The sequence below is a fragment of the Paenibacillus sp. JT31N17 genome (assembly GCF_056269255.1).
This window is the reverse complement of sequence record NZ_JBWDNP010000004.1, coordinates 290,578-309,030: the sequence shown is the minus strand read 5'-3', so window position 1 is coordinate 309,030 and position 18,453 is coordinate 290,578. Positions and strand designations below refer to the sequence as shown.

Sequence of the window (18,453 nt, the reverse complement as noted above, 5' to 3'; positions counted from 1 at the left end):
CTGCACCCCTTTCCATTAGGAATAACGGATTCTTGGGTCCAAGAATGCGTAAATGACATCGACCAGCAAATTCGTAAACAGAATGGTTCCTCCCATAAACAGGACGGTGCCGTTGACCACCGGATAATCCCTCTGCACAATCGCATTCAGCACCAGCTGGCCCATCCCGGGGAGGGAGAAGATGGATTCGATCAGAACGGCCCCTCCGAGCAGCCCTCCCATCTGCAGCCCGATCACCGTGATAACCGGCAGAATGGCATTTCGCAGTCCATGCCGCAGCAGCACCGCCTTCTCGCGCATTCCTTTGGCGCGGGCTACCTGAATGTAGACCTGACTGAGCACCTCGAGCATTTCACCTCGCAGCATTCTCGATTCCATAGCGGCGAGCGGAAGCGACAGAGCAATGACCGGCATCACCAGATGGTACAAATTGGAGCCGATACCCTCCGACAAAGGAACCCATCCCAGCGCCGGGAACCACCGGACAGTAACGGATAACAGGAATACCAGAATGAGCGACACCCAGAAGGTAGGCACAGCCGCTCCGGCGAGTGCGATCAGGCGCCCTGTATGATCAATCCAGGAATTCGGGCGTCTGGCCGCCAGAATGCCCAAGGGCAGCGAGATGGCCAGCGACAGCAGAATCGCCAGGACGGAAATCTCAAGCGTCACCGGCAGCCGGGTAATGATCAGCTCCAGCACCGGCTGGCTGCCGTACAGCGAATGGCCGAAGTTGCCCTGCAGCGTATCCGACAGATAATCAAAAAATTGAACCGATAGCGGCTGGTCCAGACCGAGCTTGGCTTCCAGCAGCCGCACGGCGTCCGGACTCGCCTCCTCGCCCAGAATGGTATGTGCCGGATTTCCCGGTACCAGATGGATCAGACTGAAGGTGAAAATAATCAGGAGCAAGGATACCGGGATAAACCACAGAAGCCGCCGTCCCACATAACTGGTCATTGAAGCGTCCCTCCTTTACTTGCTGATGGTTGTCTTATGCAGCCGCAGCAGCTGGTCCGGGTATACCTCGAAGCCCTGAACCTTGTCGGTCCAGACATCCACGACCGGCTGATAACCGGTGAACACGCCAGGCACTTCCTCCAGAAGGACGGAAGAAACCTCAGAATAAATCTTCTTGCGCTCCTCGGTTGAGCTGGATTCGCGCGCCTGCTGCATCAGCTTGTCGACTTCGAGATTGCTGTATTTGCCGTAATTGAAAGGCGCATCGGTGACAATGAACGCATAGCTGTTCTGGTCGGGATCGATCATTCCGCTCCAGCCGCCGCCGGTCGTCTGCCAGTCGCCGCTGTTGCGTTTCTCGGTGATAGCCGTGGAGTCCAGCGCTTCGATATTCATCTTGATCCCTACCTTGGCCAGTTGGCTCTGGAAAAGCTGGCTGAGCTGCAGCGTCTGAGGATCATTGGCGCTGAGCAGCGTGAAGGTGAAGCCATCGGGATTGCCGGCTTTCTTCAGCTCTTCCTTGGCCGATTCCAGGGAATAATCGATTTTTATGTCCGGGTCGTTGGCAAAGCCAGCCGGGGAGAAGAAGGAGTACCCCGGAACGAATTTGCCGAAATAGATCAACTGGTTGATTTCGTCCCGGTTGATGGCATAGTTGACCGCCCTGCGGTTGTTGACGTTATCGAACGGCGGTTTCTGCAGATTGAACGATAATCGGGAATAACCGAAAGAGGTGAGCGTTCCAAGCTTGAGATTCGGCGTATTTTCCACCTTGGGTATGTCCTGGAAGGGAATCGAATCCACCAGATCCACCTGTCCCGCAAGCAGCGCGTTCAACTTCTGCGATTGATTGACGATCGGCATAAATTCGACTTCATCCAGCTTGGGCTGGTCCTTTTCCCAATAATCGGGATTCTTGCGGATGGTCAGATGGTCATTCTTATTCCATTCCACGAATTGGAACGGCCCCGTCCCTACCGGATTCATCTCGTATTGATCGCCGTATTTCTCCCTCGCGGTCGGAGACGCAATCAAACCGGTACGGCCTGTAATCGTGGCAATGAACGGTGTGAACGGCGTTTTCAGCTTGACCACCAGCGTATAAGGGTCGGGGGAAGACAGCTCCTGCACCAGCACCAGATCGGAGCTGCGGGGAGAGGCATTCGCCGGATCCATAATCCAGTTCCAGTTATCGATAACGGCCTGCGCATTAAAGTCGGTGCCATCATGAAATTTGACGCCTTCTCTCAATGTAAAGGTATAGGTCTTGCCGTCATCGCTGACCTTCCATTCCGTGCTCAGGCCGGGAATGAATTTGCCGTCGGGGGTCAGCTTGACCATCGGATCGTAAATATTGTTGTAGAGTTCTTCATCGATCAGCCTGGTGGATCTCGCAGGGTCCAGCGTGCCGAAATCGGAGATCGTGCCGACTTTCAGCTTTCCTCCAGCCGCTTCGGCGGAGGTCTCCGGCACATTCGACGCAGGAGCGGCCTCCCCGCCGCAGCCGCTTAACAGGAATGTGATCATGACAGCCAGTAGGATGGGAATTAAGATCCTTTTATCAGGATATATCCTTGATTTCATACAAGTCCTCCTCTAATAAAAAGCTTACTTGTAACCGTTGATCCGCTCTTTCATACCGCCCTGTTCCCTGACGCTTTCAGCAACCCGCAATTAATTCTGAATATTCTGAATTTAAAATCCGATGAACACCGCCGCCCCTCGCATCCTCTCTATGTAATATAAAATTACGTATATATGGCATTTCTATGTTGGTACCCCTATAATAAGTCCGTATACTTGACTCGTAAATAACGTATTCTGAATGTTCAGATCAGATATTTGGATGTAAACGCATTAATTGGCGATATGATGTTATATATAGTTACGTTAGTGCTGTGAAAATAAATCGCAATATTCCAGCATAGTGACATAAATTCTGACCGAGGGGTGGACAAATTGACATTTGAGCAGATCACGACGTTTTTGGCTATCTATCATCTGGGGAGCTACAAGAAGGCAGCCGAGCATCTATATTTGCCCCAACCCACCGTCTCCAACCGGATTAAACAGCTTGAGCAGGATCTTAACAAGCTGCTCTTTGTCCGCAGCAAAACAGGGATCCAATTAACCGAAGAGGGATTCGCCTTTCTGCCTTTTGCAAGGCGGGCGGTGAACTCAATCGAGGAGGGCCGCCGCGCAATCGATCAGCTGAGGCTGGGACTCACCGGCAAGCTGTCCATCGGCTGCAACAATTCATTCGCGGGCACGCTGCTGCCCTGGATACTGACCGAATTCAAGGACCACTATCCGGAGGTTTCCGTATGTATTCTCGGTTATTCCTCACGGGAGCAAATACGCAAAATAACCGACAACGAATTTCGGCTCAGCATCAGCCGTTATGCCTTGAACGTTCCAGCCCTGACTTTCAAAAACATCTATCAGGAGGACGTCCGTCTGATTGTCTCGCGGGATCATCCGCTGGCCGCCTGCGGAGCCATCACAATGGAGCAGGTCGCAGAAACTCCCCTTATTACCTATCATTCCGATACGCTCTATCGAAGAATGCTGGAGCTTACTCTCGGCAATCTGAACCTGCGCCATGAGATCAAATACGAAAGCAACAGCCTGTCCCTCATCAAGCATTGGATCATGGAAGGAAGCGGAGCATTCCTGTCCGGAGCGCTCATATTCCGCGACGAATTGATCCGCCGTGAAATGGCGGCTATTCCCATCAAATCCAATCCCTTTCCTCCCGAAAATGTATTTCTAATGTATAAAAAGGGCAGCTTGAACAGTCTCGACCAGCTCTTTATCCAACACACAACAAGACTCATGCAGCGTGAGGCCGCTGCGGGAGCGTTAGCCTATCTCGAGGGGGCACAGCCCGATAATTCCGCCAGATCAAGAAGGCTTTATACCGATTAATTATCAAAGGCTGGATACCGGACAGAAAAAAGCGCGGTTCCCGAAATTCGGAAACCGCGCCGTTATTGGCATTGTATGGTGCTGATGAAGGGAATTGAACCCCCGGCCTACGCATTACGAGTGCGTTGCTCTACCCCTGAGCTACATCAGCATATTCACCGTCTTGCGCGACGCGACTTTTATAATATATCGCAAAAGCAAATCATTAGTCAAGCCTTTTGGGGACCGCGCAACGGGGGTAAATATGACCTTTTTTTACAGCTCTGGCGAACGCTTCGCAATGCGTAATATCCATCAATGCCGCGGCGGTTTATCGGTCTGGACAGGCGGGCGCACGGGAATATGCAGGGTGAACGAGCTGCCCTTGCCTTTCTCGCTTTTCAAGGTCAGCGAGCCCCCAAGCAGGCGGGCCAGCTGCAGACTGATGGAGAGCCCCAGCCCCGTTCCGCCGTATTTGCGGTTGATGGCGCCATCCTCCTGCTGGAAGGCCTCGAAGATCACCTTCTGCTTCTCAGTCTCGATGCCGATTCCGGTATCGTGCACCGTGAAGGCCACCCGCTGCGGAGCAATCGGCCTGGCCGCCGGACGCACCCAGGTGGCGGGATTCCAGTTGAGGATACGCCTTCTCCCCTGCGGTCCCGGCTCGATGGAAGGAGCGCCTCCCTCCAGACGCACCGCCAGGCGGACCGTACCCTCTTCGGTGAACTTGAATGCATTGACCAGCAGGTTCCGCAAAATCTGGTTCACCCGCAGAGCATCGGTTTGCAGGCTGGCCGGCACATTTGGCGCGATGTCCAGCTCGAAGGATACTTTGTTCTGATCCGCGATCGGCATAAACTGCTGGTGCAGCATCTGCACCAGATCATGCGAGGACACAGGCTCAAAGACGATATCCATCTTGCCGGCCTCGACTTTGGACAAATCCAGAATATCGTTAATGAGCTGAAGCAAATCATTGCCGGCTCCATGAATCAGATCGGCGTACCGCACCTCGTCCCCTTCATAGCGCTCATCATCATTATCCCGTATAAACTGGGAGAGCAGAATGATGCTGTTAAGCGGCGTTTTCAATTCGTGGGACATATTGGCGAGAAATTCCGACTTGTATTTGGAGGCCAGCAGCAGCTCGCGCGCCTTCTCCTCCACCTCGCGCTTGGCCTGGCGCAGCTCGCGCGTCTGCCGTCTTAAGAGCATATTCATCGTGCGCAGCTCGTCGACACGGATTTGTTCCTTCTGAAAATCGCGGATAATAAAGACCAGCAGGCCGCTGAAAACCATTCGGATCGGCAGGGCATAACCGCCAATCTCACGCCAGTACTCGTAAGCATCCATCGTATCGGAAACGCACATGATGACGGTTGAATTAATGGAATACAGGAGATTTACGACAACGACAACCAGAGCGCTTTTCCAAATAAAACGCCAACGCAGCTTTCTCAGCCAAATATTCAGAGCCGTACCGACAAGCCCGATAACCCCCATACTCAGAGCAGCCAGCCAGCTGTGGGGATCGTAATCGATGAAGAGCCGTCCCGCGCCGATGCCGACCCCGATGAAAGCAATCCAATAAGGATTCGGCATCACCAGAATAGCGATAATCAACGGTACAAAACGCATATCAATCAGCGCCGTACCCGCCATTTTGCCGCCGAACACCATCGTCAGCCATCCGGCTATAATAAACACGGCAACCGTCAGCGCATATTTCACCCTCACGGAGGCGTGCTGGAAAATATATTTATACCCCAGATTAAACAGATAGGCCAGGGCAATCAACAGACTCAGATTAGCAAAAAAAACTTTGGCCAACATCATGCGTGATTCCTCCTGCCATAGTCGGGTACAACCGGCGGCTTCCTTCCGCTATTTGCATGCGCGCACACAGCGTTCTTTTCAGATGATCGTCCCGCATACCTATTAGAAAGAATACCATATACGGGATATGCTTGTGTGCGGCGCTCATCATTTTCAAGGATCCCGCTGTATCATGCCCGAGCAAGGCCCATACGAACACACTTCCATAACGCCACGCAAGAATATGCACCAATATATTCAAAGTTCCGCCCCGATGCTTCAGGTATGAACAACTGATTCGCCGCCTTAAATGTAAATGACATAGGGTCAATTACCCTTCTTTATATCCGGTGACTCATGACGTCTGAGCCTTCGGCGGCGACCCCTGTGCGCTGTCGTTTTTATGCCTCACGCGAATGTCCGTCCATCTCCAAACTACCCATTATTCTACATGAAACTCCATAAACATCCAGTTTCTAGCAAAAAAAGCAGCGCTAATGTGATCTAAACCGACAGGAAAAGGGTAATATAAATTGTTAGACCGGCATTAGCAAAGCAAACATGTACCTCATGTCTCCTTTATAAGCGATTAAATATTTTGGGGTATACTAAGTTTAATTCAAGATCGGAGGTGGTTACCGCAATGACTAAAATCATTACCTTTAAGAAACATTCCGTTCCCGTTCATTACCCTTCCGAGCAGATCAGCTACATTGAGCTCCTTCACAATAAATTGCTTGAGATGGAATACAACTTTGACTTTCGCAAAAAATGGAAACGTATATCGTCCGTGGAGATGATTCGCGACGTGGCGATTTTACAATATAATGACGGCACAAAGCTTTACATGGAAGTTTGTTGAACTTATCTAAAAAAAAGGACAGTAGCACGTTCCCGACCAGGCGGATAACATGCAGCTGTCCTTTGTTGTATCTGCAAACATAAACTTACTGCAGGGCGCTGCCGGTCTTGACCTGACGCTTCTCCGTGCGCCCGGCCCGCATCAGCGATAGCACGCAGGCAATGACCATCAATGCGGCCATAACCCAGAATACCGTATGCAGGCCGTGGATGAATCCCGCAAGCGACTGATCCGGGTTGGCGAGACCCACCTGGGTGCCCGAGAAAATCGCCAGCATGGCTTCCCGGGGAATACTCTGGGTCACAAGCGGAATCGTAAAGGCGACGCTCAGCATCATCCCCAGATTGGCGGTCATGGAGCGGATTCCGGAAGCTTCTCCGCGGAATTTGGGGCCAGCGGCATTCATAATACTGCTGGAATTCGGCGAATTGAAGAGTCCGGAGCCGATGCTCATCAGCGTCATCCAGAAGGCAAGCTGCCAATAAGGCGTATGAAGCCCCGTATCCATCGCCAGCCCGACCAGGCCGACAAAGCTGAAAATAATGCCGACCGTTGCCGGCGTCGTTTCGCCGAAACGGTCTCCGAGCCAGCCGCCGACAGGCGATACCACGAGCATGCCTGCAGCAAGCGGAATCGTCAGAATTCCGGCCATCAGCGCGTCATAGGATAGCGCGCCCTGAAAATAAAAGATCAGCATAAACATAACGCCCATGCGTGCGAGTCCATTCAATGTAGCAGTGACGATGCCAAGCGAGAACACGACGTTTTTGAACAAAGGCAGATGCAGCAGCGCAGAAGCCTGGCGTCTCTCCGTGCGGATAAACAGCGGAAATCCGATAATGAAGGCAAGAAAAGAGATATAGACAACCGGGGAGTTCCAGGTCTGAATGGGGCCCCAGGTTAGTCCAAGCAGCAGGCCGGTCATGAAAATCATGTACAGCGCCGACCCGGCAAAATCGAATTTCTTCGCGGCAGCCGTGCTCTTCACATCCTTCATTCCCATAGCCCACATGCCCCAGGCAATAGCGATTATGCCAAAAGGCACATTGAACCAGAAGGTCCATTCCCATCCGTACTCGGTTGTAAGCCAGCCGCCAAGCACGGGGCCGATGATCTGACCGACGGCGACCACCATAATATTCACCCCCAGCGCACGTCCGAGCTCCTCCCGGGGGAAGGCATCGGCGACGAGAGCGGTACTGTTCGCCATAACCATGGCTCCACCAATCCCCTGCAGAATGCGAAATACGATCAGCATTGGAGCATTGGATGAGAACCCGGCAGCAAACGAGAAGATCGTAAAGATAATCATTCCCCACATATACATGCGCTTGCGTCCAAAGCGGTCAGCCAGACTGCCTGCCATGAGCACAGCAACGGTCTGGGCAACCATATAGGCGAGCATAACCCACATGGCCTGAAGAACGGATGCGTGCATGCCTTTGATTAAATCCGGCAGAGCAATAATTAATGTGCTGAAATTAAGCGCCGAGAGCAGCGCGCCGAGACTGGTTACTGATAGTATCCACCATTTCCGGTCATTCATATGCTTATCATTCCTTTGCAAAGTCATTCGTCTTCGCGGGCTGCTTGGCTTCTACCCGCTGAAGCCGTTCCTGAAATCGTTGTTTCATCTCCAGCATTCCCTTCACCTTCTCGTCGATCAGGGATATTTGCCGGTTCAGCAGAACAGCAGCCTGATCCAGAAGGCTTGAGCGGCTGGAGTCCGATATTTCCTGGCGGTAGGTTTCCCGCAGAGCCGTCAGCTGCTGTTCGGCGTCGAGAATCGTCCGGATTTCCTGCAGCGAGCAGCCGAGGACATTTTTCAACCGCAAAATATGCTCCATCTCCTCCGCTACTTCCTCGGAATAGAGACGGTGGCCTCCGCCAGTCCGCTCGACCTCCCCTATGAGGCCGATTTCTTCATAATAATGAAGGGTTCTCGCTGTTACGCCCAAACGTTCCGCAACCTCTTCAACGCTGTATTTCTTATTCTGCATTTCAACTCTCCTCATTATATACCTAACGTTTACGTAAAGGTATGGTTATTTTTTACCCTATAAACAAAAAAGGCCCTTATCCGCCGGTTTGCGAAATAGGCCACAGTTACAATTTGAAATTTACCCGTCAGACTCCGTCATATATTTATACCCGACACCCCATACTGTACGAATATATTTGGGCTCTTTGGCATTCTGCTCCACCTTGCGGCGGAGATTGACGATATGTACATCAATGGCCCTGTCGGTTACGAAGGAATCGAATCCGCGAATCGCATTGATCAAATCCTCCCGGCTGAACACTTTTCCCGGATGCGCGAGAAATAATTTCATCAGCTCAAATTCGGAGAATGTCGTTTCGACCATTGCTCCACGGACAAGCAGAAGCCGGCGGTCCGCATCGAGCTGGATCTGCTCTTCCGGCAGTCTTGCTTCCGTGACCTCCGGAGAGGCAGCTCTTGCGGGAACGGCCTGCACCATTCGCGTCCTGCGGATCAAAGCTTCCACCCGCGCAGTCAATTCGTGCATGCTGAAAGGCTTGCACAAATAATCGTCAGCGCCCGCGCGCAAAGCCTGTACCCGTTCGGAAACCTCGGATTTCATCGACACAATCATTATGGGGACACCCGAAGCTTGTCGAATCGTAGAACACAGCTTCATGCCGTCCCAATCGGGCAGCATCAGATCGAGCAGAACCACATCGGGTGGATACAACTCCAGCAGTTTGAGCCCGCAGTCGCCAGTGGCCGATTGCTTAACGGAATAGCCCTCTTCCGACAAATACATCGCTAACATATCGCTCATCATGACGTCATCTTCGATTACGAGTACCTTATTCAATGATTTCACCTCGGAATGGAAAAGAAATTGAAGATGGCTTCTTTCGTCAACGTTATATCCAATATACAATAAGGTTCGACCCGTCAACAATAGATTGTTAGAAAAATGTTAGGGGAATTTGTCGAAATTGTTATTTCTTGCGGTTGAGCGCCGATATCATCGGAGTCAAAACAATTTGGACACATGCGGCAGCCGAAGCGATCGCCAGCGGTTCGCGGGACTCCACTGGGACCTTCAGCAGCGTTTCCAGCTGATCGGCCATGGCCGCAAGCTCCGCCGCGGACAAATTGCCGGCCACTCCCTTCAAGGTATGGGTCATCCTTCGCGCCAGACCATAATCCCCGCTTTGCAGCGCTTCGCGCAGCCGCACCTCGAATTCGGCATAATCTCGGGCAAACAGCTTGAGCATATGTCCCAGAATATCCCTTTTGCCATTCACCCGTCTGATCGCGGCGCCCAGATCCATTCCCGGAACCTCGTAAGGAAGCTCCTCTTCATGGCCCAAAATCGGTTCATATGCTTCACGCTGGCTCTCTCTGCTTGCGGAGGCAGCGCCAAGCCGGTTCTCTCTGCCTGCAAGCAGCCATTTCTCAATCATCTGCAGCATGCTTTCTGGCTGAATCGGCTTGGTCAGCACATCATTCATACCGAGCTGCATGTATCTCTCGTGATCCTCCCGGATCACATTCGCCGTGAGCGCGATAATCGGCATCCGGTCGTATTTGGAATCCGAGCGGATAATGCGCGCCGCTTCATCCCCGTCCATCTCCGGCATATGAATATCCATCAGCACCAGATCCCATCGCTGCTCCTCCAGCTTGCTTAGCACCTGCAGGCCATTCTCGGCGACCTCTACAATAAAGCCCCACTCGCGCAGCTGCTCCAGCGCCACGAGCTGATTGATTTTATTATCCTCGGCAAGTAGAACCGTTCCGCTGGGCGGCTTCGTGATTTCCACGGCGGAAGCTGTCTGGGCCGCGACGGATACATCGGATGACCGCTGGCATACCGCAAGCAGCGACTGGTACAGGCTGATCCGGTCTGCCGGCTTCACGATGATGGCATCGGGCCTGTCTGCCTCGGGCAGCTTGAGCAGCTCCTCCCGTCCGTAGGCCGTTGTCAGCGCAACCGTGGGAACCCCTCTTTGCGTTGCGGTTCTATGGAGGGTGCGCCAGGTATCCTCGCCGAACATATCCGGCATTTCAAAATCCAGCAGGAGCACGCTGGGAAGAATGCCGATGCCGGCCCGCAGCAGACGCTCGTGCACCGATCTCCAGGATCCGTGCGCAATCGCCGAGAATCCCATTACTTCCAGCTCGGCGCATAGATGATCGCTCATGAGCGAATAGTTCTCGACCACCCAAGCCGACAACTCACCGTTGCGGCTTATTTTATACCGCTCTTCACGCGCCCCGGCCGTAACGGGCAGCTCCAGGGTAAAGGAGAAGCAGCTGCCCTCTTCCTCGCTGCTGTCGACCTCAATCATGCCGCCCATCATGCCTACCAGGCTTTTGACGATGACAAGTCCAAGGCCGGTTCCCCCGTACTTCCGGCTCGCCGCGCCATCCACCTGCATAAAAGGCTCGAACAGCTTGTCCAGCTGTTCCCGGGACATGCCGATTCCTGTATCCTCGACGAGAAAACGGATCTCCGCCCGGCCCTCCTCCGTGATCCTCACCAGCTTCAGCTGCAGCCGGACATGCCCCCGGTCCGTGAATTTGATCGCATTGATGCATAGATTAAGCAGAACCTGCTCCAGCCTCAGGGAATCCCCCACCAGCATCGTGGGCATATCCTGATCCATCTCGATAATGAACTCGAACTGCTCCTTGCCGCCAACGAAGACGGCAAGCAGATCCGCGAACCGGTGGATCATATCCCATGGATCAAAAGGCACCTCCGCCAGCTTGATTTTGCCCGCCTCCACCTTGGCAAAGTCGAGGATATCGTTAATAATGCGCAGCAGCGCTTCGGATGAGGCGCGTGTCTTATCCAGATAATCCTGCTGAAGACTCGTCAGCTCCGTCTTCTGCAGCAAACCCGTCAGCCCGATAATCCCGGCAATCGGAGTCCTGATCTCATGGCTCATGCGGGCCAGAAAGTTGCCCTTGGCGGTATTGGCCTCCTCGGCCTCGCGTTTCGCCTGCAGAAGATCGGATTGCGCTCTTTTCTGCTCGGAGATATCGCGCGCAATGCAGGAATAGAATGTATCGCCCGTCCGGCTGTCCCGATGCGCCACCACAATCTTGGAGACGGGAACACTCTCTCCTTTCATCGTTGTCAGAAGCGCCTCGCTCTCATGAAAGCCCAGCTCCTTGGCAATCGCAAGACCGTGCAGCAGCTCCTTGACCGTACGCTGCGGAACAAGCTCCTTGGTCGATGTGCCGGCATACAGATCCACGCCCAGCAGCAGCCGGCCCGCATTGTTCATATACAAGAGACGCCCCAATTCATCGAAGGTGGCGATCAGATCCTTCGCGGCCCCCATGACTTCAAGCTGCTGGCTGCGGGCCTTCTCCGCCTGCTTCTGAATCGTAATATCACGGGCGACGCCCGCCTCCCCGATGAATCTGCCATCCTGATCGCGGATGCCGTTGGAGCTGTAGGCTACCGGGAAGCGGCCGCCGTCCTTGCGGACATATATCCACTCCCGGTCATAGGTGAATTGTTCCCGCCTCAGCTCGCGCAGCACGGACAGATCAGGGGGAACGCTGCGGAGCAGCCTGCGGCTCAGCCTTCTTGCTTCCGCCTGCAGGTCATCCGGGTCAATAAAAGTGATGGCGGTTGCCTTATTGACCACTTCCTCTGCCTTATAGCCAAGCATCAGCTCGGCGGCCTTACTGAAGTAAGTGACCCGGTACTGGTCGTCAAGCACGATAAAAGCGAATTGATTCTGATTGATAATGGCCTCCAACCGGCCGAACATGTCACGCAGATGCAGCCGCATGTCGTTGACGGAATGGGAAAGCTGCGAAATTTCGTCCCCGCCGTTTTCGGCGACCGCCTTGACGTCAAAATCTCCCCCCGCAGCGGCCTCCGTCGCTTTGAGAACTTTCTTGATCCGCATCACAATCCGGTTCATGAACAAGAAAAGCAGCACAATCATGACCACTTCCGCTATCGCGATCAACAGGACCGTCCGCAGCAGAATAGAGCCCAGCGGCTTCTCGATTTCATTCAGCGGCACATGCATGGCAATCCGCCATGTCGTGCCCGGCACCTTCGCAAAAAAAACGAATGAATCTCCCCCCGGTTCCTGCAGCTGGATGTAGCCGCTCTCACGGCCGAGGAGGTCTTGGGTCTCCGATCTGAACAGAAAGGGCCTGGACATGACAGAGCCCTTATCTGCTGCCTCAATATCCGGTGATTCCAGAATATCTCCGGAATCGGTATACAGGAAAATATTATCCGATTCGGCTATATGAAAATTAAGATGCTCCCGGTAAATCCGGTCAGTCAGGATAGCGGCGCAGACGACGCCGATTACCCGGTGCGCCTCGTCATTGACCGGAATCTGGAAGACCACAATCCGGTTTTGGGTCCAATCGCTGAGGAAGGGGTCTGTGACTATCGTCTCTCCGCTCATTGCTCTTTTGAACGAGGGATCTTCCCCAATATTGATCCGCTTCTGGCTGGAGAGCGTCAGATCCCCGTCCGGATCCGCAAATCCCATCGTAACAAATGCCGAATCGACCCGCCCCGTCTCCTTGCTGAAATAGTTCAGGCGTTCGGCATCCGTCCCGTAGCGGACAATATCGGTGCGGCTCATCAATTCAATTTCCGTGCTTCTGGCCTTTACCCACTCGGCCAAATTATCCGCATTGTTCTTCACCTTGGCGAACGCATTGTCCGTGATCGCCGTGAGCACCGTCTTCTTGGTCATTCTATAATTGTCGTAGCCGACAATAGACAGCGGAATGGATGTAATGAGCACGACAAGAACCAGAATTTTGGTACGCAGCGATATCGTTTTCACCCCGGGTGTACCCCTTTCGCAGCAGCAGGCTTTATTGCATCTATTATACCGTTCATGCCAATAGCTTCATAGACGGACAAGATAGGGACCCGGACGTAAAAACAGGAGTAGAACCGGGGCATTCCAAGAGTGAACATTCTATTCTTTGAGCTATCGGAACGTATGGAATCTATCCTGTCTTTTCTGATATTTCCGAAGGAAGAAACCAGCTTTGCCGCCATAGGAGGATGGCAGCAAGTTTCTTCCTGTATGGTTCGCACGGCGGAGGATCTGTCCAATGGTAGTTAAGACATCTGAGGAGGAGCCCCTGCTATGAACAAAAAAATCATCTTCTACGGTATTATCGGCTTTATACTGACAACCTTGATTATTTCTCCGTTCGTCTTTGCCCAGGTGCTGCCCGGCATAGCGATTCAAGCCTCCCATACAGCCTCCGGGAAGGAAACCGTTCCGGTAGCGATTCAGCCCGCTATCGAAAGCATGCCTTATGACTGGGTGAATCAGGAGCCGCTGATCTCGCATGCGCTGGGAGGCATAGGCGGATATTCCGGGACAAACAGCATCGAGGGGCTGAAGCGGGCCTATAACAGCGGGCTTCGCGTGTTTGAAACGGATATTACCGCAACCTCCGATGGCCATCTGGTACTGAGGCATGACTGGGAAGCCGGCACCTACATGGTGCTTGGACAAGCCATTCCGGACGCGCGCCCCCTGGAGCCGATGACATTAGACCGGTTCAAATCAACGAAAATTCAGCAGCAGTACACTCCCATGACCTTCAAGGAGCTATGTGTGTTCATGTCAGAGCATCCCGATATGCTGCTTGTCACCGATACGAAGGAAGCCGATTCAGCCAAGGCGACCCAGCTGTTCAAACAGATCGTCAGCGAGGCCAACGGGGTGGATGCGCAGGTGCTGCGCCAATTCATACCGCAGCTGTACAAGCAGGATAATTATGACGCGGTCAACCGGGTATATCCATTCAGGCAGTACATCTATACTTTATATATGAACGGGGACTCCATGAAGGATGTGGTCAACTTTGCCAGCGGGAAAGGAATCGGGGTTGTCGTAATGGACGAAAACCGCTATACGCCCGAATTTGTTCAAGCGCTGCTGCAAAAAGGAATTTATACGTATATTAATACCATTAATGATGTTGGCCGGATTCACACCCTGTTCAGCACAGGGGTAAAAGGGGTTATGACCGACTTTGCCGTTCCTGGCGATCTATAGAAAAATCTATACAAAGACCTCCGGTTCCATAAGCGGACCGGAGGTCTTTTAAACGAATAATATCAGAAAGGTTGAGATTCTGCCTATACTTCGTCTGCTCATTCAGAACGAGGACTTGACAAGCGCCGCCAGAGGAAGGCATCCGTCCGTTGTTCTCCTTGCTAAATGTATCATTTGTCGGGGCCGGTTTCTTCTGTCAGGAAGTCTGCTTGACGAGCTTAAGGGTGCGGGCGCTGCCGGAAATCTCCTCGAAGAAGTCGACATCATCCTGCGCCAGGCGAACCCACGCCTTGACGCACTTCGGATCAAAGTGCACTCCGCTGTCCTTGACGATAATCGCCATAGCGTCTTCATGCGACATGGCCCTCCGGTATGAACGGGAAGAAGTGAGCGCATCATAGACATCCGCAACCGCCGTAATGCGGGCCAGCAGCGGAATGTCATTTCCCGCCAGGCGGTCGGGATAACCCGTGCCATCCCATTTCTCATGATGAGAACGGATGACTGTCAGCTCATCCTGCAGGAAACCGAGCCGATTGCACATGTCATAGCCGGAGACAGGATGAAGCTCAATGATTGTGCGCTCTTCCGGCAGCAGCTTGCCGGGCTTGCTCAGAATGGAATCCGGCACCTTCAGCTTGCCGACATCATGAACGACGCCTCCCTGTGCGATGGCGCGAAGCTGTTCCGTGGTCAGCTCCATTTCTTCCGCCAGCCGCAGCGCATAGAGCGCAACACGCATATTATGGCCGGCTGTGTAGGCATCCCTGACCTCAGTTGCCATAATCAACGCCCTGACACTCGGTGTCATGCAGGCTTCCAGCCATACGCGGGGATCCGATTGAAACAATACCTTCAGAGATGAGGTGAAGGATCCTCTGGAGAAGTATTGGCGGGTCAAGCCGGCGATCATGATCATCATCGATCCCAGCAGCAGCCCGTGATAGAGCCACCAGCTGAGCTTCCATGTAATTCCGGTTACGATAATATATTGGGTAACCAGCAGCCAGCCCGAGCTGTATACAATTGCCTGCTGAAGCGGAAACCGCGCAGCCCGGTATGAATGCCAGTAGCGGTACATCGTCCATATACATCCCGCTCCGGTCAAACCGGCTGCAATCCAGTTATAGGGCTGGTTCGCGAGCATCAGCCTGTCCATCAGATCAGGACGAAGGAATGTAAACAGGGTAAAGCCAGCAAGCAGCAGCACCCAGCCTGGGATTAACCATCGGCGCCATTTGGCGAGCAGCCGGACAAGGGGATGATCCGAAGACGCTGCCGACAAACAAAGCCACATGACCGCCAGCATGACGCTGAGCTGTGCGGCGATTCCGGCTATATGCTGCTCATGCATAAGGAAGCCGGGAGTGGACAAGCCATGCAGAACGAATATTTCGGCCATCGACACATAGGACAGGGACAGAAACCCGACCTTGATATTGCGCAGCCGATGTCCGGTGTAGCCGACCGCTACCGCTACAATGAGGGCAAGCGCGGCGATGGCGCTCACAATGTAGAAATGTCCTGTAGGAGCGTTCACGGAAATGTCAGTACCCTGGAACGAACGAAGCAGCTCATAAACCAGCAATGGCACTATCGTAATCGTCAGCGGCCAGATAATCGACTTTCCCTTATCCTGCATGAAGCTTCCTCCCGTTTCCCTGATTAAATACGCAAACGAACTTCATATATTTGGCGCCAGGAAGCAATAGGCTTCGCTGTCCTGGAAGAAAGCTCTTTTTCTCTATATCGGCTTTTCTTCGTCAAAAATTTAGGTCTATAGTCACAAATATCAGTCAAATTTTGTCGTAATATATCATTTTCATTCTATTCTCCACGCCTGATTTCAAGAAGAACCCTCCGACCTTATAAATGACAGGTGTGAAACGCCAGGCATTCTGCAAGGTCAAAAAACCGGCTGCAATTCCTCCCGCAAAATGCAGAAGCGAACACAGCCGGCTGTCAATCATCAATTTAGGTCCTGCATGAACACTTGATCTTTACCGTTCTCCAATCGTTAAATTACCTGATCCTGTCTCGACGCTTACCAGGATGCCGCCATCACCGAATACTACATTTTTCTCATCATCGTCGTCTGTCGACTGCACTGCGCCATCCCAATGATTGCGCAGGTCTCCAGATCCGCCGTCGAATTTGAATCTGACCGATTCCGGCCTTGCATCCGTATTAACAGTAACATCGCCGCTGCCGCTTGACAGCTCCATGGGGCGGGTAATCGCACTTTGCTCCACGCGGATGTTCCCGCTTGAGGTCTTCGCCTCCAGCTCGGCATCCACGTCGTATAGCTTGATATCTCCGCTGCCCGCTTCAGCCGACAGCTCCCGGGCCTTCAGCTTCTCGACCGTGATAACCCCGGATCGCATATCCAGCTCCGCCGTGTCGGCCGTTACATCGGTGATTGTCGAATTTCCGCTGCCTATATCGAGAGAAAGCTTGCCAACGGTCAATTGGCTGAACTTCACATTCCCGGAGCCTGCTTCGACATCCAATGTCTGTGCAGCCAAATCCGTTATGCTGGTGTTGCCGCTGCCGCTGTCCAGAGCGAGGGAATCATACTGCTGCCCTGGCAGTTCCAGCTTGAGCTTGGCGTTAAAAATGCTCACTCCAAAGGAAAATCCGTTTTTCGCGTCAACACCGACCGTAACGGTATCGCCATTCCGAACGACTTTCAGTTTTGTGGACTTCACAAATTTCTCGCTTACCTTGCCGCTGAGAGAAGCCTTGATTTCATCCGTCGAGCCTTTCACAACCGTTACATCCATACTTTCCATTGAAAGGATAATATTCTTCGCGCCCGTACCGTCAACCGCCTGATTCTGAGCGATATCGACCGTTCCGAAATTCCAAAATCCGTCCCTGCCCATCGTTGCGCCCGTACCGATTAATCCGACCACCAGCAGAATTAAGGCAATAATGATCCAGTTTCTCATTGTTTTTTCACCCTTATCATTCTCGAATTGAATTTCAGATACTGCAGGGTCCCCTTTGATACCGCACCGGTCAGCCATTTCGTGAACGCCCCGAGCAGCATGCCTACAGCCAGCAGCGAGATAGCGATGAAGACGGACTGGATCAGTGTGAACGTCCCGCCGATCGTCCCTTCGTAAATGGCATACAACGAGGCTATTCCGATGGCGATGGAGGATACCCACAAGGCCAGCAGCACACCAAGAAGCGCAATGTAAGGGCCAAGTACGAATATGAGGTTAAAAAATCCCAGGCTTACCGCGGCAAGCACCGCGCGAGACACATGGGTAATGCCTCCGTTCCTGCTCTCGGCCTGTTCCACACGGTATCCCAGCAGCATTTCTTTGGCTATAAGGCGCGGATCCCCCAGCTCGTGGGCAGCCTCCTCCTCGGTGCGGCCATGCTCGGCGGCCTGCCGGAAGTGCTCTTCATAATCAAACATCCATTCACGGCGCAGCGGTTCGGGAACCGGCGCAAGCAGGTCCCAGAGATGCTGCAAATATTGTTCTCTTATCATCGTTCCACACCTTCCTTAATCAATTGGTCCACGGATATGGAGAATGACCGCCATTCCCGGATCAGATCCATCAAATGCTCATGGCCATGCGGTGTAAGCTTGTAATACTTGCGCGGCGGACCCTCAGTGGACTCTTTCAGGTAGGTGGAGAAATATCCCTCCAGCGTCAGCCTGGCGAGCAGCGGATAAACACTTCCCACCGCCACTTCGAATTTGGAGGAGATCGAAACGGCAAGCTCATAGCCGTAGCGGTCTTCCCAGGCGGTCAGAGCGAGCACGCACAGATCCAGGACGCCTTTTTTAAACTGTACATTCATTCACAGCGCTCCCTATGATACATTGTATGGTATTC

14 protein-coding genes and 1 tRNA gene are annotated in these 18,453 nt (G+C 53.0%); 3 read left to right on the top strand and 12 right to left on the bottom strand.

Annotation, left to right across the window (positions count from 1 at the left end; all coding sequences use genetic code 11):
- Nucleotides 1-15: 15 nt before the first annotated feature.
- The gene (locus AC0YOB_RS16950; protein ID WP_210043157.1) at nucleotides 16-960 is read right to left on the bottom strand and encodes an ABC transporter permease; all 945 of its coding nucleotides are present in this window, start codon (nucleotides 958-960) and stop codon (nucleotides 16-18) included.
- A 15-nt stretch (nucleotides 961-975) separates the two neighbouring features.
- Entirely contained in the window at nucleotides 976-2,544 is a 1,569-nt protein-coding gene (locus tag AC0YOB_RS16945) for an ABC transporter substrate-binding protein (RefSeq protein WP_475793783.1), read from the bottom strand.
- Between the two features lie 375 nt (nucleotides 2,545-2,919).
- On the opposite strand from AC0YOB_RS16945, the gene AC0YOB_RS16940 reads away from it, so the two are divergent.
- Entirely contained in the window at nucleotides 2,920-3,888 is a 969-nt protein-coding gene (locus AC0YOB_RS16940; protein WP_475793782.1) for a LysR family transcriptional regulator, read from the top strand.
- Between the two features lie 76 nt (nucleotides 3,889-3,964).
- Here AC0YOB_RS16940 and AC0YOB_RS16935 read toward each other — a convergent pair.
- Both AC0YOB_RS16935 and AC0YOB_RS16930 read right to left on the bottom strand, forming a co-directional pair.
- A tRNA-Thr gene (locus AC0YOB_RS16935) sits at nucleotides 3,965-4,039 on the bottom strand.
- Nucleotides 4,040-4,182: 143 nt separating this feature from the next.
- Nucleotides 4,183-5,703: a sensor histidine kinase gene (locus AC0YOB_RS16930; RefSeq protein WP_475793781.1), complete on the bottom strand. Its 1,521-nt coding sequence runs from the start codon at nucleotides 5,701-5,703 to the stop codon at nucleotides 4,183-4,185.
- Between the two features lie 622 nt (nucleotides 5,704-6,325).
- Here AC0YOB_RS16930 and AC0YOB_RS16925 point away from each other — a divergent pair.
- On the top strand, nucleotides 6,326-6,544 hold the full coding sequence (locus AC0YOB_RS16925; protein WP_210043205.1) for a hypothetical protein: 219 nt from the start codon (nucleotides 6,326-6,328) through the stop codon (nucleotides 6,542-6,544).
- An 85-nt stretch (nucleotides 6,545-6,629) separates the two neighbouring features.
- Here the strand turns inward: AC0YOB_RS16925 and AC0YOB_RS16920 are convergent, their stop codons facing one another.
- From AC0YOB_RS16920 to AC0YOB_RS16905, 4 genes are all read right to left on the bottom strand, one after another.
- The gene (locus AC0YOB_RS16920; protein ID WP_475793780.1) at nucleotides 6,630-8,090 is read right to left on the bottom strand and encodes an MFS transporter; all 1,461 of its coding nucleotides are present in this window, start codon (nucleotides 8,088-8,090) and stop codon (nucleotides 6,630-6,632) included.
- A gap of 7 nt (nucleotides 8,091-8,097) precedes the next feature.
- Complete coding sequence (locus AC0YOB_RS16915; RefSeq protein ID WP_475793779.1) at nucleotides 8,098-8,544, bottom strand: MerR family transcriptional regulator; 447 nt, start codon at nucleotides 8,542-8,544, stop codon at nucleotides 8,098-8,100.
- Between the two features lie 120 nt (nucleotides 8,545-8,664).
- Nucleotides 8,665-9,384 (bottom strand): response regulator transcription factor, encoded by a 720-nt coding sequence (locus AC0YOB_RS16910; protein ID WP_475769730.1) that lies wholly within the window; start codon nucleotides 9,382-9,384, stop codon nucleotides 8,665-8,667.
- Nucleotides 9,385-9,514: 130 nt separating this feature from the next.
- The gene (locus tag AC0YOB_RS16905; protein ID WP_475793778.1) at nucleotides 9,515-13,360 is read right to left on the bottom strand and encodes a response regulator; all 3,846 of its coding nucleotides are present in this window, start codon (nucleotides 13,358-13,360) and stop codon (nucleotides 9,515-9,517) included.
- 312 nt (nucleotides 13,361-13,672) lie between these two features.
- Here AC0YOB_RS16905 and AC0YOB_RS16900 point away from each other — a divergent pair, with 312 nt between their 5' ends.
- Complete coding sequence (locus AC0YOB_RS16900) at nucleotides 13,673-14,596, top strand: phosphatidylinositol-specific phospholipase C/glycerophosphodiester phosphodiesterase family protein (RefSeq protein ID WP_475793777.1); 924 nt, start codon at nucleotides 13,673-13,675, stop codon at nucleotides 14,594-14,596.
- Nucleotides 14,597-14,792: 196 nt separating this feature from the next.
- On the opposite strand, the gene AC0YOB_RS16895 is transcribed toward AC0YOB_RS16900, so the two are convergent.
- From AC0YOB_RS16895 to AC0YOB_RS16880, 4 genes are all read right to left on the bottom strand, one after another.
- Complete coding sequence (locus AC0YOB_RS16895) at nucleotides 14,793-16,238, bottom strand: HD-GYP domain-containing protein (RefSeq protein WP_475793776.1); 1,446 nt, start codon at nucleotides 16,236-16,238, stop codon at nucleotides 14,793-14,795.
- 358 nt (nucleotides 16,239-16,596) lie between these two features.
- Nucleotides 16,597-17,547, bottom strand: coding sequence for a DUF4097 family beta strand repeat-containing protein (locus tag AC0YOB_RS16890; RefSeq protein WP_475793775.1), 951 nt, complete (start codon nucleotides 17,545-17,547; stop codon nucleotides 16,597-16,599).
- Nucleotides 17,544-18,101: an HAAS signaling domain-containing protein gene (locus tag AC0YOB_RS16885; protein WP_475793774.1), complete on the bottom strand. Its 558-nt coding sequence runs from the start codon at nucleotides 18,099-18,101 to the stop codon at nucleotides 17,544-17,546. Before AC0YOB_RS16885 ends, AC0YOB_RS16890 begins: the two co-directional genes overlap by 4 nt.
- Entirely contained in the window at nucleotides 18,098-18,418 is a 321-nt protein-coding gene (locus AC0YOB_RS16880; RefSeq protein WP_210043243.1) for a PadR family transcriptional regulator, read from the bottom strand. The genes AC0YOB_RS16885 and AC0YOB_RS16880 overlap by 4 nt, the downstream gene beginning before the upstream one ends.
- Nucleotides 18,419-18,453 lie beyond the last annotated feature (35 nt).

Excerpts from the sequence above, each read along its gene's own strand:
- AC0YOB_RS16950 (WP_210043157.1), bottom strand. The coding sequence starts at position 960 with ATGACCAGTTATGTGGGACGGCGGCTTCTGTGGTTTATCCCGGTATCC.
- AC0YOB_RS16945 (WP_475793783.1), bottom strand. The coding sequence starts at position 2,544 with ATGAAATCAAGGATATATCCTGATAAAAGGATCTTAATTCCCATCCTA.
- AC0YOB_RS16930 (WP_475793781.1), bottom strand. The coding sequence starts at position 5,703 with ATGATGTTGGCCAAAGTTTTTTTTGCTAATCTGAGTCTGTTGATTGCC.
- AC0YOB_RS16925 (WP_210043205.1), top strand. The coding sequence starts at position 6,326 with ATGACTAAAATCATTACCTTTAAGAAACATTCCGTTCCCGTTCATTAC.
- AC0YOB_RS16920 (WP_475793780.1), bottom strand. The coding sequence starts at position 8,090 with ATGAATGACCGGAAATGGTGGATACTATCAGTAACCAGTCTCGGCGCG.
- AC0YOB_RS16915 (WP_475793779.1), bottom strand. The coding sequence starts at position 8,544 with ATGCAGAATAAGAAATACAGCGTTGAAGAGGTTGCGGAACGTTTGGGC.
- AC0YOB_RS16900 (WP_475793777.1), top strand. The coding sequence starts at position 13,673 with ATGAACAAAAAAATCATCTTCTACGGTATTATCGGCTTTATACTGACA.
- AC0YOB_RS16895 (WP_475793776.1), bottom strand. The coding sequence starts at position 16,238 with ATGCAGGATAAGGGAAAGTCGATTATCTGGCCGCTGACGATTACGATA.
- AC0YOB_RS16890 (WP_475793775.1), bottom strand. The coding sequence starts at position 17,547 with ATGAGAAACTGGATCATTATTGCCTTAATTCTGCTGGTGGTCGGATTA.
- AC0YOB_RS16885 (WP_475793774.1), bottom strand. The coding sequence starts at position 18,101 with ATGATAAGAGAACAATATTTGCAGCATCTCTGGGACCTGCTTGCGCCG.
- AC0YOB_RS16880 (WP_210043243.1), bottom strand. The coding sequence starts at position 18,418 with ATGAATGTACAGTTTAAAAAAGGCGTCCTGGATCTGTGCGTGCTCGCT.